At 40.6% G+C, this 14,218-nt stretch carries 13 protein-coding genes and 1 other RNA gene; 5 read left to right on the forward strand and 9 right to left on the reverse strand.

Annotated elements, in window-relative coordinates; genetic code table 11:
- Positions 1–16 precede the first annotated feature (16 nt).
- The 3 genes from N8L90_RS00305 to N8L90_RS00315 all read right to left on the reverse strand — a co-directional run bounded on the left by N8L90_RS00305 (position 17) and on the right by N8L90_RS00315 (position 4,043).
- Entirely contained in the window at positions 17–1,195 is a 1,179-nt protein-coding gene (locus tag N8L90_RS00305) for an MFS transporter (protein WP_261023766.1), read from the reverse strand.
- A gap of 80 nt (positions 1,196–1,275) precedes the next feature.
- Positions 1,276–2,139, reverse strand: coding sequence for an Rgg family transcriptional regulator (locus N8L90_RS00310; RefSeq protein WP_261023837.1), 864 nt, complete (start codon positions 2,137–2,139; stop codon positions 1,276–1,278).
- 2 nt (positions 2,140–2,141) lie between these two features.
- Positions 2,142–4,043 carry an ABC-F family ATP-binding cassette domain-containing protein gene (locus N8L90_RS00315; protein ID WP_261023767.1) on the reverse strand — a complete coding sequence of 634 codons (1,902 nt, stop codon included), beginning with the start codon at positions 4,041–4,043 and terminating at the stop codon, positions 2,142–2,144.
- Positions 4,044–4,196: 153 nt separating this feature from the next.
- Between N8L90_RS00315 and N8L90_RS00320 the strand changes: the two genes are divergently transcribed.
- Both N8L90_RS00320 and N8L90_RS00325 read left to right on the forward strand, forming a co-directional pair.
- A complete protein-coding gene (locus tag N8L90_RS00320) occupies positions 4,197–5,915 on the forward strand; it encodes a phospho-sugar mutase (RefSeq protein WP_261023768.1) in 1,719 nt (572 codons plus the stop codon).
- A gap of 110 nt (positions 5,916–6,025) precedes the next feature.
- Positions 6,026–6,373: a DUF6568 family protein gene (locus N8L90_RS00325; RefSeq protein WP_261023769.1), complete on the forward strand. Its 348-nt coding sequence runs from the start codon at positions 6,026–6,028 to the stop codon at positions 6,371–6,373.
- Between the two features lie 256 nt (positions 6,374–6,629).
- Here the strand turns inward: N8L90_RS00325 and ssrA are convergent.
- The 4 genes from ssrA to N8L90_RS00345 all read right to left on the reverse strand — a co-directional run bounded on the left by ssrA (position 6,630) and on the right by N8L90_RS00345 (position 9,844).
- Positions 6,630–6,977, reverse strand: a transfer-messenger RNA (tmRNA) gene (gene ssrA, locus N8L90_RS00330).
- Positions 6,978–7,038: 61 nt separating this feature from the next.
- Complete coding sequence (locus N8L90_RS00335) at positions 7,039–7,674, reverse strand: SGNH/GDSL hydrolase family protein (protein ID WP_261023771.1); 636 nt, start codon at positions 7,672–7,674, stop codon at positions 7,039–7,041.
- 1 nt (position 7,675) lies between these two features.
- Complete coding sequence (locus N8L90_RS00340) at positions 7,676–8,503, reverse strand: HAD family hydrolase (protein ID WP_203175381.1); 828 nt, start codon at positions 8,501–8,503, stop codon at positions 7,676–7,678.
- Positions 8,504–8,524: 21 nt separating this feature from the next.
- The gene (locus N8L90_RS00345) at positions 8,525–9,844 is read right to left on the reverse strand and encodes a CapA family protein (protein ID WP_203175380.1); all 1,320 of its coding nucleotides are present in this window, start codon (positions 9,842–9,844) and stop codon (positions 8,525–8,527) included.
- 174 nt (positions 9,845–10,018) lie between these two features.
- On the opposite strand from N8L90_RS00345, the gene def reads away from it, so the two are divergent.
- Positions 10,019–10,630, forward strand: a complete 612-nt coding sequence (gene def, locus N8L90_RS00350) for a peptide deformylase (RefSeq protein WP_261023772.1) — start codon at positions 10,019–10,021, stop codon at positions 10,628–10,630.
- Between the two features lie 44 nt (positions 10,631–10,674).
- Positions 10,675–11,403: a 23S rRNA (guanosine(2251)-2'-O)-methyltransferase RlmB gene (gene rlmB, locus N8L90_RS00355; protein WP_023944296.1), complete on the forward strand. Its 729-nt coding sequence runs from the start codon at positions 10,675–10,677 to the stop codon at positions 11,401–11,403.
- A gap of 489 nt (positions 11,404–11,892) precedes the next feature.
- On the opposite strand, the gene htpX is transcribed toward rlmB, so the two are convergent.
- Together htpX and N8L90_RS00365 are read right to left on the reverse strand one after the other, a co-directional pair.
- The gene (gene htpX / locus N8L90_RS00360; protein ID WP_219966693.1) at positions 11,893–12,792 is read right to left on the reverse strand and encodes a zinc metalloprotease HtpX; all 900 of its coding nucleotides are present in this window, start codon (positions 12,790–12,792) and stop codon (positions 11,893–11,895) included.
- 1 nt (position 12,793) lies between these two features.
- Complete coding sequence (locus N8L90_RS00365; protein WP_000219846.1) at positions 12,794–13,354, reverse strand: LemA family protein; 561 nt, start codon at positions 13,352–13,354, stop codon at positions 12,794–12,796.
- Positions 13,355–13,447: 93 nt separating this feature from the next.
- Between N8L90_RS00365 and rsmG the strand changes: the two genes are divergently transcribed.
- Positions 13,448–14,161 carry a 16S rRNA (guanine(527)-N(7))-methyltransferase RsmG gene (gene rsmG, locus N8L90_RS00370; protein ID WP_000801930.1) on the forward strand — a complete coding sequence of 238 codons (714 nt, stop codon included), beginning with the start codon at positions 13,448–13,450 and terminating at the stop codon, positions 14,159–14,161.
- Positions 14,162–14,218: the final 57 nt, after the last annotated feature.

Here is a 14,218-nt window from a genome sequence, read left to right on the forward strand (position 1 = left end):
TGAAGTCAAAGCAAACTTATGTCTCTTTTTCAAAACGGGTTCGAACATATCCGAGAGCTAAGAAGGATAAGGTGACAACTCCAAGTCCAATAATCAAGAAAGAATAAAGATGAACACTTGGAAGCCAGGTCATTAAACCTGTTGCAATAGGCATAAATAGTATAGCTAAGGTATAAATCGAACTGAGAACTCTTCCCAGATATTCACCTTCAACCTTGGTTTGTACTTGAGTAAAAAAGTGAATATTGAAAATCGTCATAAAGAGTTCACAAACAAAGTTCCCTGAAAAAGTCAGATAGGAGGGGAGGGTGAATCCCATTATCATCACTCCAAACCCAGTCAGAGCCAATAAAAACAGAAGCATTTCCATACTGGCTTTAATCTTACTAGCTAGCAAAGCCCCAACAATAGATCCGATAGCCCCCATTGTCAAAATAGTGGCATAGGCACCTTGTACTCCATAGAGCTGATTTGAAAAGGGAAGGAGATAATTAAAAGCTGCGAAGAAAAAATTGATACTTGAAGCCATGACTAACAAAAAGAAGATTTCCTTTTGCTTCACAATATAGTGAACTCCCTCCTTGATATCAGAAAAAATAACTCTGAATGTGAGTTTCTTCTCCCCAAAAGCCTTCTCTTCTTTTTTGGGAAGCAAGGCTACCAAACCAAAAGCGAGGAAAAAACTAAGGGCATCTAATACCAAGGTAATGCGAAGACTTGCAAATTGTAAAACCAGAAAAGAAAGCACAGGAGAACTCACACTGACAACCTGCATCACCAACTCTAAACGAGAATTGTAAAGAACCAGTTCATCCTTCTCTACCAATTCTGTGATAATGGCCTTATTTGCCGGTCTAGAAAAGGCAAAAGCAATAGCCTGCACAATATTGGCAAAAATCAAAGCGCCAATCATCCAGCTGTCATTCCTTATGAAAGAAATAGCCAGACAAAGAATCCCACAAACAAGGTCTGTCATCATTAAAATCCTACGACGAGAAAAACGGTCTGAAATGACTCCGCCAAAGGGATTTACGAGAATAGATGTGACGAGTTCAGAAATCTGATACATTCCTAAAACAGTTTGCCCGATAGCCCCCATGGAAGCCAACCAGACACTATTTCCATAATCATAGAGCATATTACCTATCTTGTTAACAGCTCCACGACTAATCAACTGTACTGCGTAGCGATTCATATAAAAAACTCCTCTCAAATTTTGAAACTATTGTATCAAAACCGAAAGGAGCTTTTTATTTTTTCCCTTATTTGGGAAAATTAATCTTTGACAAATTTTTCGTAGTGTTCCTGATAGTAGGCTACTTGCTCTGGGAGACCTAGCACGTCAAAAATATGCATGGCCTCTTGCATCTGTCTACAACCTTCTTTACACTTTCCTTTTTGGTACAAGGCAAAACCTTTGAGGTAATGTAAAATATTTCGTTCATACAGACTAATGTTTTTACCAATAATCTTCTCTGTATAAGCCTCAAAATAGCTTGCATTGTCAAAAGAAGAATGCTCTAAACAATGCTGGTAACAATTGAGGGCCAAAATCAACACTAATCTCTTATGGCGACCAATCTCTAGGTAAAATTCCTCCCTCTCCATAACTTCTCTACCAATCCGAGTGACATAATCCACATCGTAGAAACTATAGAGGTTACCAAACAGAATCAACTCATACATGGTCCATTCTTCTGTTTTAAAGAGATAATCTGCTACCTTATCCAAATCATCCTGCTTCATCTCATAACTCGAATCTCTTTGACAAATCAAACCTTGTAACAAAATCCAGTTCAGCTCAAAATAGAGAGGATTTGTCGAACTCTTAGCCTTTTCAAGTTGTTCTTCTTGAAGCTTTTGAAAACCTGCAATATCATTTGAGTAGTAAAGCGGGATAATCTGTGCCATCATAGCAACATGTTCATGATTTTGAAAATCCCTAGCCTTGTCCATGAAATTTTCGATTGTTACATGAATATTATCCAAAATCTCAAAGAAACGCGAGACTGCTAGGTCAGACTCCCCAAGCTCAAAGCGAGATAACTGAGAGGTAGAGCAAGACTCCCCTGCCGCCTCCTTTAAAGAATAATTTCCACTTGTCCGAAATTCACGAAATACTTTTCCAAGATGTTCCATCTTTACACCTGCTCTGATAATTCTTCCCATTCAAGCATAGCTTCTTCCTGACGGTGGCTGATTTTGTCCAGCTCAGCCTGCAATTCCATGAGTTTTTCGGCATCGTTTGTTTCCAACATTTGTTCAGAAATGGCTTGGCTTTGACTTTCTAACTCTTCTATTTCAGCTTCTAGATTTTCGATTTGTCGCATGAGTTTGCGAACTTCTTTTTGACTTTCTTTCTGGGCCTGATAGTCATTGACTGGGCTTGCTTCTTTTGCTTGATTGCTGGTTGAAGCTTCCTCTATCTGACTGACTTCCATTTCAGCCTTTTTATCGACATAATAGTCGTAATCTCCAAGGTAGAAAGTTGAGCCATTCTCAGACAATTCCAAAACATGAGTTGCTACACGATTGATAAAGTAACGGTCGTGGCTGACGAATAGAAGAGTTCCATCAAAGTCAATCAAGGCATTTTCTAGCACTTCCTTGCTATCAATATCCAAGTGGTTGGTCGGCTCGTCCAGAATCAAGAAGTTGTTGTTTTCCATAGACAATTTAGCCAAAAGCAAACGAGCTTTTTCGCCACCAGATAACATGCCGACTGATTTTTTAACATCATCTCCTGAGAAAAGGAAGGCACCAAGACGGTTACGAATTTCAACTTCAGGTGTCAGTTTAAAATCATTCCAGAGTTCATCCAGTACAGTATTACTTGGTGTCAGCTTGCTTTGGGTTTGGTCATAGTAACCAACCTCAACATTAGCTCCAAATCGCTTTTCACCCTTGATAAAGGGAATTTGGTCCACGATTGATTTAATAAAAGTTGACTTGCCAATACCATTGGGACCAACGATGGCGACAGCATTCATCTTACGAAGGTCTAGGTTAATCGGTTGTGACAAGACTTCCCCATCATAGCCAATAGCCGCATTTTCAACAGTCAAAACAACATTACCAGACGTTTTTTCAGACTGGAAAGCCATGTTGGCTGCTTTCTTACCAGCTTCAGGCTTGTCCAAACGTTCCATTTTTTCCAGTTGTTTACGACGGGATTGGGCACGTTTGGTCGTCGAAGCACGGACTAGATTACGATTGACAAAGTCTTCCAGAGCAGCGATCTCCTTCTGCTGCTTTTCATAGTTTTTTGCCTCAGTAGCTAGCTTCTGCTCTTTCAACTCGACAAACCGAGAATAATTGCCCACATAGCGATCCAAGGAATGCTTGGTCAAATCTAGCGTAATTGTCGCAACCTTGTCTAAGAAATAACGGTCGTGGCTGACAATAATGAGGGCACCGCTATAATTTACCAAGTAATTCTCTAGCCAGGCGATGGTTTCGATATCCAAGTGGTTGGTTGGCTCGTCCAAGACCAAGAGATTAGGCTTTTCAAGGAGCATTTTGGCCAGCGCCAGACGAGTATTTTGACCACCAGAAAGCTCAGCAATTTTCATCTGCCACATAGACTCGTCAAACTTGAATCCATTCAAAATCGCTCGAATATCAGCTTCATAGGTAAACCCTCCTGCTTGGCGAAAATTCTCAGATAAGCGGTCGTAATCTGACATCAGCTTATTCAAGTCCTCACCAGACTTTTCACCCATCTCCAGCTCCATCTGACGAAGTTGTTTCTCAGTCCGACGCAAGTCATCAAAGACATAAAGCATTTCATCGTAGATGGTATTTTCAGACTCAAAACGGCTATCTTGGGCTAGGTAAGACAGAGAAATATCTTTTTTCTTATTGATTTCTCCGCTAGTTGGCTCCTCTTCTCCAACTAAGATCTTTAAAAGAGTAGACTTACCTGCACCATTTTTCCCAACAAGGGCAATCCGATCTCGTTCATCAACCTGCAGGTTGATATTATCAAAAAGAACCTCTCCTGCAAAAGAACGTTCAATTTTATTAGCTTGTAAAATAATCATACAAGTAGTATAGCATGTTTCCCTAAGGCATTCAAGACTTGATAAACAGGCATATGTCACTACTTTTCTGAAAATTATGCTACCGTTTTACTAAAACGCTAAAAAGTGCTATAATGTGAACGGTTAAAACAATTTACAAAAAGGAGAATTTTAATGTCTTACCAAGAAAATTACCAGAAATGGGTTGATTTTGCGGAGCTTCCTGACTACCTTCGTCAAGATTTGGAAAATATGGATGAAAAAACAAAGGAAGATGCCTTCTATACAAATCTTGAATTTGGTACTGCAGGTATGCGTGGCTTGATTGGTGCTGGTACAAACCGCATCAACATCTACGTTGTTCGCCAAGCTACTGAAGGTTTGGCTCGTTTGATTGAATCAAAAGGTGGAAACGAAAAAGAACGTGGTGTCGCAATCGCCTACGATAGCCGTCACTTCTCACCTGAGTTTGCCTTTGAATCTGCGGCAGTTCTTGCTAAACATGGTATCAAATCTTATGTATTTGAAAGCCTTCGTCCAACTCCAGAACTATCATTTGCAGTTCGTCACCTCAACTGTTTCGCGGGTATCATGGTCACAGCTAGCCACAATCCTGCACCATTTAACGGTTACAAAGTTTACGGTGAAGACGGTGGACAAATGCCTCCACATGATGCAGACGCTTTGACTACTTATATCCGTGCAATCGAAAACCCATTTGCGGTAGAAGTTGCTGATGTGGAAGCTGAAAAAGCTTCTGGCTTGATTGAAGTTATCGGCGAAGCTGTTGACGTAGAATACCTTAAAGAGGTTAAAGACGTAAACATCAACCCAGCCTTGATTGAAGAATTTGGTAAAGACATGAAAATTGTCTACACACCACTTCATGGTACTGGTGAAATGTTGGCTCGTCGTGCTCTTGCCCAAGCAGGATTTGACTCTGTTCAAGTCGTTGAAGCGCAAGCAACTGCTGACCCTAACTTCTCAACTGTAAAATCTCCAAACCCAGAAAGCCAAGCAGCCTTTGCCCTTGCTGAAGAACTTGGTCGTAAAGTTGGTGCAGATGTTCTTGTGGCAACTGACCCAGATGCTGACCGTGTTGGTGTTGAAGTTCTTCAAAAAGATGGTAGCTACCTCAACCTATCAGGTAACCAAATCGGTGCTATCATGGCAAAATACATCTTGGAAGCCCACAAAAACGCTGGAACTCTTCCTGAAAATGCAGCCCTATGTAAATCTATCGTATCAACTGACTTGGTAACGAAGATCGCTGAAAGCTACGGAGCAACCATGTTCAACGTTCTGACTGGTTTCAAATTTATCGCTGAAAAAATCCAAGAATTCGAAGAAAAACACAATCACACTTACATGATGGGATTTGAAGAAAGCTTCGGTTACTTGATTAAACCATTTGTACGTGATAAAGATGCAATCCAAGCCGTCCTTGTCGTTGCTGAACTTGCTGCCTACTACCGTTCACGTGGTTTGACACTTGCTGACGGTATCGAAGAAATCTACAAAGAATATGGCTACTATGCAGAAAAGACAATCTCTGTTACTCTTTCAGGTGTCGATGGTGCTGAACAAATCAAAGCGATTATGGCTAAATTCCGTAACAATGCTCCAAAAGAATGGAACAAAACAGCTATCACTGTCGTAGAAGACTTTAAAGCTCAAACTGCTACTGCTGCTGACGGTACTGTTACAAACTTGACAACTCCTCCAAGTGATGTGTTGAAATACACACTTGCTGACGATTCATGGATTGCCGTTCGCCCTTCAGGTACAGAACCAAAAATCAAGTTCTACATTGCAGTTGTAGGTGAAACAAACGAAGAATCACAAGCCAAGATTGCTAACATCGAAGCAGAAATCAATGCTTTTGTAAAATAAAACACTATAAAAGATGAGACCAACCAATCTCATCTTTTTTCGTATCAAATCTAAGCAATTTTAGAAACTTTATGGCATACTAGACATATCAATGAAAGCGAGGTAATCTCATGGAACAATTTTTAGATAATATCAAAGACCTTGAAGTCACTACAGTAGCGCGTGCGCAAGAAGCTCTTGATAATAAAGAAACTGCAACCTTCTTTATCGGTCGCAAAACTTGCCCTTACTGCCGTAAATTTGCAGGTACTTTAGCAGGTGTCGTAGCTGAAACCAAAGCTCACATCTACTTCATCAACAGTGAAGAACCAAGCCAACTCAATGAGTTGCAAGCATTCCGCTCACGCTACGGAATCCCAACTGTACCAGGCTTTGTTCACATTTCGGATGGACAAATCAATGTCCGTTGCGACTCTTCAATGTCAGCACAAGAAATCAAAGAATTCGCAGGATTGTAAAAAATCAGCTAACAAGTCTTAAAATCACAAAAACGCATAATGGAGCCGAAGAACGCTTTGTGAAGTACATAGATTTTTAGGATACTACAAAAATGTTGTATCCTTTTTTGTATCCCTTTTTTAAAAACAGGGTCTGCTTTAGGGTCTGTTTGTGACTCCCTTTTTCGCAAAAGAATACCAAGGAATACCAAAGACAAAAACAAAAAACGTTGATTTAACAACGTTTTACCAAGGAATTCAAAAGAATGCAAAGAAATAATGGAGCCGGTGGGAGTCGAACCCACGTCCAAACACCTGCCAACATATTTGTCTACAACCATAGGTTATGTATTAGTTTAACAGTCCCTCGACACATAACTCAAGCCTAGAAACTGCGAGTCTATCAATCTCTTATCAAGCCACTAGACAAGACTTGATCGTATCTCGCTAATAATAAGACCTGTCATTGAACACGAGCAATCCAAATCGGGTCACGCCTGCTGGTTTTTAGGCAGCTAGAGCGTAAGAAGTATTATTTTTTGCAGTTATATTTAACTGAGCGTTTACGTCGCCACACGAGTCGCAAAATATGCCTCATAATGCCTGTCGAATCCGTAACGACCCCAAAAGACAATAGAACCATTATACCTTATCTAACTCAAAAATGCAAAAAGAAAATCAATTAACTAAAAAAGATAGTCTTTCAAAGCTTTGGTCAAAACCTGATAACCAGCAACACTGAGATGCAGTCCATCAGTCGTATAATCTTTTTTTAGTTGACCTTCTTGGTCTATCAAACTATCAAAAACTGGCAAAAATTCCACCTGCATATAGGCAGAAGCAAGCTCTTGATAGGCGTGATTCCAGTTCTGAATTTTTTCATTCGTGCGGATATAGACTGTCTGCTTGTACTCCTCTCCCTCATTGACTGGCAAAATAGAAAGCAATTTAATCTCAGTCAATGGATAATCGTGAGTAATGGATTGTATGATAGCTTCGAGATTATTGAGAGTCTCATTCACAGGCACATCTTTTCCAATATCGTTCGTCCCAATTAAAAGGACAATTTTATCTACCGCCCCACCGTACAGATGCGCATCCAGATTCTCTAATAACAGTCCTGTCTGATAACCTCGAATGCCTCGATTGACAATCGTCTTCGAAGTCCCAAATAGTTCCTGCAGAGGATAATATTCGACAATGGAATCCCCAATAAAAAGAATGTCTGGCTCTACAACAGAAACCTGATTTAAGTGACGATACTTGGTTTGGATTTTACCTTGTTCCTTTAGGAGCCAATTTTCTAATAACTGTACTGCCACTTCATTCTCCTTTTTCTAACCAGTTCTCCAAGACTTGATAAACTCCTCCTTGGCTATTGGCTGGCGCTAGAGCAGTCGCCACAGCTTTGGCCTTGTCATCAGCATTTTCCATCGCATAGGCAATTCCAGCCATTTCAAGCATTTCAACATCATTTTCACTGTCACCAAAAGCCATAATTTGTTGGGGCTTCAAGTCCCAACGCTTGAGTAATTCTTCCAAGCCCCATGCTTTATGAATCCCAGCTTGAAGGATATCAATGCAACCATAGCCACTCGATACAGCCCGAACACGGCCATCAAAGAGATCATTGATTTCTTCCAAGACCGAACTCAAACGCTCCTCACCAACAACCATACTCATCTTGAGCACACCACCAAAGAGGTCAGAGGTTAATTCGTCCACAAATTGCATCCGTTGGTAGAATTTTTCAATCATTTCTGGAGTCATAAAACTTTCAAGGTCTGTAAAAATCGTACCTTCTTTGACGAAACCACCCTTCATAGCCGTCACAACAAACTGATCCTGACACGCTCGACCCTTGAAATGAGCCAAAGCCTTATCGACAATGGCATCATCCCAAGTCTGCGCCTGAATCAGTTCATTGTTTTCAAAAATACGAGCACCGTTTGCAACAACCAGAACCACTCGATCGACCAAGTGCTCCAGTAGTTGCCTCATGCGATGAATTTCATTGCCCGTCGCGATGACAAAACGAATACCCCTTTGATCCAACTGATCTAAAATCTTTTCCAAACGTGGGAGATCAAGCTGGCCTCTAGCATCCAGCAAGGTCCCATCCATATCTGTCGCAATTACTTTAATCGTCATTTACTTCCCTCTGGATTCAAGCTAATCCCACTTCAATCCCACATGTTCGTTCATTTCTTTATAGGCTGTATCAATTCGTTCCTTAGTCGCTTCATCTAATTGATCACGATGACTGCCACCCTCTATGAAATCTTCCAAGATATAGGTTTGATAATGATATAGGGGATATCCTTCTGGTGAAAAAGTTCCCTTTGGTGTTCGATTGACCCAAGTAGGATGAGCTTTAGCTGTTCCGATAGTTGTTTTTCCATCCTTCTTCTTAATGGTCACGTCCATGAGAACGCCACGTTCAGTCCACTTAGCATTTTCTACCCCTTGCATGGTCTCAATTCGTTGATTGGAAATGAAGTTCCCCATTGAATAGATGATGAGTTTCTTGTCCCCATCTTTTTCAACAATTTCAGACGGTTCAACTACGTGTGGATGCCCTCCAAAGATAATATCTGCTCCCCAATCAATCATCTTGTGATAAAGAGCCTTTTGCTCTTCAGTCGGTTCTATGCGATACTCAACACCCATTTGTGGCATGATAATGGTGATATCTGCTTCCTTTTCCGCCCGTTCAATTTCAGACTTCATTTTATTCTCATCTAAATCTGAAAGATAGTGATTATAATCCTCTTGAGAAATATTTTGCTCAATTCCATTAAATCCATAAGAATAAGCCAAAAGTGCAACCTTGATACCATTCACTTCCTTAATGACCAGCGGAGCCTGATCACGTGGCTCATGCGTATAAACTCCGATTGGAGTGATTCCAGCTTTCTCAATAATATCGGCCGTTGAAATAACTCCCTCAATTTGCGAATCCAAAATGTGATTATGAGCTAAATCTAGAACATGATAACCTGCATCCTTAATGGCATCCATAACTTCAGCAGGAGCATTAAAGAGAGGATAACCTGCTAAATAATGATCCTTATTAATGGTTCCTTCAAAGTCACCAATAGCTAAGTCTGCTTGCTTAAGCCAAGGAGTAACATACTCAAAATTCTCATGAAAATCATACGTTCCATCATCCTTTTTTGCTGAAAAGTAAAGAATATCATGATAAAGCAAATCACCATGAGCCATAATTCTAGCAGTTTTTTCCTCTTCCTGCTCCTGAGACTTTTTCTTAGTTCCTTCTTGAGAAATAGTATCTCGTTTTTGACTGGTCATAGGCATGCCTTGGAAGCTTTCAAACAACAAAACCAAGCCCATTGATAAAGCAACTGCTAGCAAGAGTACCGCCACAAATCCCTTGTTACTCCACTTACGATAACGTCTAAAAAAGTTGACCAAACCTTTCACAAAGCGAAAAACTGGTCCACGTTTATGTCTATCTTGTCTTCTTTGCATCTTCATTCTCCCTACTTTCTAATGCAAGCCTTTTCTTTTTATTATAACACAGATAAGTATTTCTTTCACAATTGAATCGAACCTAAAAGGCATTTTCTATAAAAGCTCGATGCCGTAATGCTTTCAATCCTTGTCATTTTGTGATATCATGTAGAGGTAATGAAAGGAGAGAAAATGTCTGCTATAGAACGTATTACAAAAGCTGCTCACTTAATTGATATGAACGATATTATCCGCGAGGGGAATCCGACTCTTCGCTCAGTTGCTGAGGAAGTTACTTTCCCCTTGTCTGACCAGGAAATCATTCTTGGCGAAAAGATGATGCAATTCCTCAAACATTCCCAAGATCCTGTCATGGCTGAAAAGATGGGGCTACGCGGTGGGGTTGGACTTGCTGCTCCTCAATTGGATATCTCAAAACGCATTATCGCTGTTTTAGTGCCAAATATTGTTGAAGAAGGAGAAACTCCAGAGGAAGCCTACGATTTACAAGCCATTATGTACAATCCAAAAATCGTCTCTCACTCTGTTCAAGACGCTGCTCTTGGCGAAGGAGAAGGTTGTCTGTCTGTTGACCGCAACGTGCCTGGCTATGTGGTGCGTCATGCTCGCGTTACTGTTGACTACTTTGACAAGGATGGAGAAAAACACCGTATCAAACTCAAAGGCTACAACTCCATCGTTGTTCAGCATGAAATTGACCACATTAACGGAATCATGTTTTACGATCGTATCAATGAAAAAGACCCATTTGCAGTTAAAGATGGTTTACTAATTCTAGAATAAAGAAAATCCCGTTGCAAGACGGGGTTTTGTGTTATAATAGAGGCATGAAAACAAATGATATTGTCTATGGCGTTCACGCCGTTACCGAAGCCCTCCTTGCAAACACAGGAAACAAACTTTACCTCCAAGAAGATCTCCGAGGTAAGAATGTTGAGAAAGTCAAAGAACTGGCTACAGAAAAGAAGGTATCCATTTCTTGGACTTCAAAAAAATCCCTCTCTGAGATGACTGAAGGTGCTGTCCACCAAGGTTTTGTTCTACGAGTGTCTGAATTTGCCTATAGCGAGCTGGATAACATCCTTGCCAAAACGCGTCAAGAAGAAAATCCACTTCTATTGATTCTAGATGGTTTAACCGATCCCCATAATCTGGGTTCTATCTTGCGAACAGCCGATGCGACCAATGTTTCCGGAGTCATCATTCCCAAGCACCGTGCTGTCGGAGTAACACCTGTCGTTGCCAAAACAGCCACAGGTGCTATTGAGCACGTTCCAATTGCTCGAGTGACCAATCTAAGCCAAACTCTGGACAAACTCAAGGATGAAGGCTTCTGGACCTTTGGAACGGATATGAACGGTACTCCTTGCCACAAGTGGAATACAAAAGGGAAAATTGCCCTCATCATTGGAAATGAAGGAAAAGGTATCTCTAGCAACATCAAAAAACAGGTTGATGAGATGATTACCATTCCGATGAATGGACATGTTCAAAGTCTCAATGCCAGTGTTGCTGCGGCTATTCTCATGTATGAAGTTTTCCGAAATCGCCTATAAAAGAGGCTGGACAAAAACTAACTTCTAGCTAAAAGAACACAGTGATTTTTAAATAACTGATTTGTAGATTGAATTCTTGGACAATTTTGTAACCCCCATGCTCATTAAGATGAATCCTAGCTCTACTACGCTGGCCTACTTGTCTCTAACACACACTCTTAGCACGCCAAAAATATTCTCTAATTTGCGAAAAACGAGATCAGTTGCCCTCCTCCATTTGACATAGATGCTAAATTCTTCTTCGATATATCATGTGTTCTGAACGAAGTTTCCTAAAGAAATTCTAATACTCAATGAAAATCAAAGAGCAAACTAGGAAGCTAGCCGCAGGCTGGACTTAAGTACGGCAAGGCGAATCTGATGCGGTTTGAAGAGATTTTCGAAGAATATAAGTTGTATCATAACAAATTGATTTCTGAATTTCTTATATAAGAAAATGAGCATCTCCAACTACGAGAATGCTCATTTTTAGGATTGTATAGGCAAATTTTACATATGTTTCAAACGCTCAATCCGTTCTGAAATAGGTGGGTGGGTATAAAATAGTTTTTGGAACCCTCCCCCTTTCTTGGGATCATTGATATAAAGTGCGCTACTAGCATCATCGACATGGTGATGCATCGGCTCGCTATTGTCCAACTTACGTAGAGCATTGATCATCCCTTGAGGATTGCGAGTCAACTCGACACTAGAAGCATCAGCTAGAAATTCCCTCTGACGAGAAATAGCTAGTTGTACCAAGGTTGCAGCGAGAGGTGCCAGCACAATAGCTAGTAGGGAAACCACTAGCATAATGATTTCTAAGCCATTTCCATCTCGATCATCGTCACTTCGTCTACGACCTGCGCCACCCCACCACATCATACGACCTGCCATACTAGAAAGCATGGTGATAGCACTAGCGAGAGCGACAGCAATAGTCGAAATACGGATATCGTAATTACGAATATGACTAACCTCATGTCCCATAACAGCTTCTAGCTCCTCGCGATTCATGATAGCTAGGAGACCTGACGTCGCAGCAACCGCCGCATTTTGAGGATTAGAACCTGTCGCAAAAGCATTTAAGGCTGGATCATCAATGATGAAAACTCGTGGCATGGGAATCTGACCCACCATAGCCATATCTTCCACTACATGGTAAAGGTCTGGTGCCGTTTGCTCATCAACCTCACGCGCTCCATTCATGGACATGACAATCTCTGTTGATTGAAAAATCATGGACAAAGCATAGATAAAGCCGATAATCAGTGCGATAACCAAACCACCAAGCCCAGATCGCATAAAGAGGTAACCAACCGCATAGCCAACAAGAGCTAAGAGTAGGAAAAATACCAGCAACAAAATCCACGTTTTTCGTTTATTGCTTGCAATTTGATCAAACAACATCTTAGTCACCTAAACCGCTAAAATCAACTTTAGGAACTGCCTTTTCCTCTTCTGGTGTTTGAAGGAAATCTGCTGCTTTAAAGCCAAACATTCCAGCGATAATATTGCTTGGGAAAGTTTCTAATTTTACATTGTAGTTGCTGACAACACTGTTGTAGAGTTGACGGGAGTATGAAATTTTATTTTCTGTGTTTGTCAACTCCTCTTGCAATTTAACAAAGTTGGCACTAGCTTTCAAATCTGGATAGCTTTCTGCAACTGCAAAAATACCTGAAACCTGACGAGTGAGGGCATCACTAGCTTTCATAGCTTCTGCTGGTGAAGTCGCTGCTGCCACTTGGTTACGCAGTTCTGCCACCTTTTCAAGGGTAGAACCTTCATATTTGGCATAACCTTTTACAGTCTCAATCAAGTTTGGCAAGAGATCATTTCGACGTTTCAACTGAACATCAATCTGACTCCAAGCCTCCTTTGTTTGCATACGATTCTTAACCAAACCGTTATAGCTAACGATCACAAAAATAACAACAAGAGCTAAAACTCCAAGAATAATCCAAGTCATTATATAAGTCCTTTCTACTTTTAGATTAGTACCAGTATATCAAATTTTTAATGATTGTGGTAAAATAAGATGATACTAAAGAAGGAAATAACTATGAAACCAGAAACATTTTACAACTTGCTTGCCGAGCAAAATCTTCCACTTTCGGACCAGCAGAAAGAACAATTTGAACGTTATTTTGAACTCTTGGTCGAGTGGAATGAAAAGATTAATTTAACAGCCATTACGGACAAGGAAGAAGTTTATCTCAAACATTTTTACGATTCGATTGCACCCATTCTTCAAGGTTTGATTCCTAATGAAAATATCAAACTTCTTGATATTGGAGCTGGGGCAGGTTTTCCTAGTCTACCAATGAAAATCCTCTATCCTCAGTTAGATGTGACCATCATTGATTCACTCAATAAGCGCATCAACTTCCTCCAACTTTTGGCTCAAGAACTAGATTTAGACGATGTTCATTTCTACCATGGACGTGCAGAAGACTTGGCCCAAGACAAGAACTTCCGTGCTCAATATGATTTTGTAACGGCTCGTGCGGTTGCCCGTATGCAAGTCCTATCTGAATTAACTATTCCCTACCTTAAAGTTGGCGGAAAACTATTGGCACTCAAGGCAAGCAATGCGCCTGAGGAGTTATTAGAAGCTAAGAATGCCCTCAACCTCCTTTTTAGTAAAGTAGAAGACAATCTCAGCTACGTCCTACCAAATGGAGATCCGCGCTACATCACAGTGGTGGAAAAGAAAAAAGAAACGCCAAATAAATATCCACGTAAGGCTGGCATGCCCAATAAACGCCCGCTTTAATCTTTTTAGTAAAAAAATATTTACAAAGTTTGTAATTTTTGCTATACTATCACAAGC

The sequence above is a fragment of the Streptococcus mitis genome (genome assembly GCF_946190115.1).
Taxonomy (GTDB): Bacteria; Bacillota; Bacilli; order Lactobacillales; family Streptococcaceae; genus Streptococcus; species Streptococcus mitis_CO.

Excerpts from the sequence above, each read along its gene's own strand:
- N8L90_RS00365 (WP_000219846.1), bottom strand. The coding sequence starts at position 13,354 with ATGACTTGGATTATTCTTGGAGTTTTAGCTCTTGTTGTTATTTTTGTG.
- N8L90_RS00340 (WP_203175381.1), bottom strand. The coding sequence starts at position 8,503 with ATGACGATTAAAGTAATTGCGACAGATATGGATGGGACCTTGCTGGAT.
- rsmG (WP_000801930.1), top strand. The coding sequence starts at position 13,448 with ATGAAACCAGAAACATTTTACAACTTGCTTGCCGAGCAAAATCTTCCA.
- N8L90_RS00345 (WP_203175380.1), bottom strand. The coding sequence starts at position 9,844 with ATGCAAAGAAGACAAGATAGACATAAACGTGGACCAGTTTTTCGCTTT.
- N8L90_RS00320 (WP_261023768.1), top strand. The coding sequence starts at position 4,197 with ATGTCTTACCAAGAAAATTACCAGAAATGGGTTGATTTTGCGGAGCTT.
- N8L90_RS00310 (WP_261023837.1), bottom strand. The coding sequence starts at position 2,139 with ATGGAACATCTTGGAAAAGTATTTCGTGAATTTCGGACAAGTGGAAAT.
- N8L90_RS00305 (WP_261023766.1), bottom strand. The coding sequence starts at position 1,195 with ATGAATCGCTACGCAGTACAGTTGATTAGTCGTGGAGCTGTTAACAAG.
- htpX (WP_219966693.1), bottom strand. The coding sequence starts at position 12,792 with ATGTTGTTTGATCAAATTGCAAGCAATAAACGAAAAACGTGGATTTTG.
- N8L90_RS00315 (WP_261023767.1), bottom strand. The coding sequence starts at position 4,043 with ATGATTATTTTACAAGCTAATAAAATTGAACGTTCTTTTGCAGGAGAG.
- def (WP_261023772.1), top strand. The coding sequence starts at position 10,019 with ATGTCTGCTATAGAACGTATTACAAAAGCTGCTCACTTAATTGATATG.
- rlmB (WP_023944296.1), top strand. The coding sequence starts at position 10,675 with ATGAAAACAAATGATATTGTCTATGGCGTTCACGCCGTTACCGAAGCC.
- N8L90_RS00325 (WP_261023769.1), top strand. The coding sequence starts at position 6,026 with ATGGAACAATTTTTAGATAATATCAAAGACCTTGAAGTCACTACAGTA.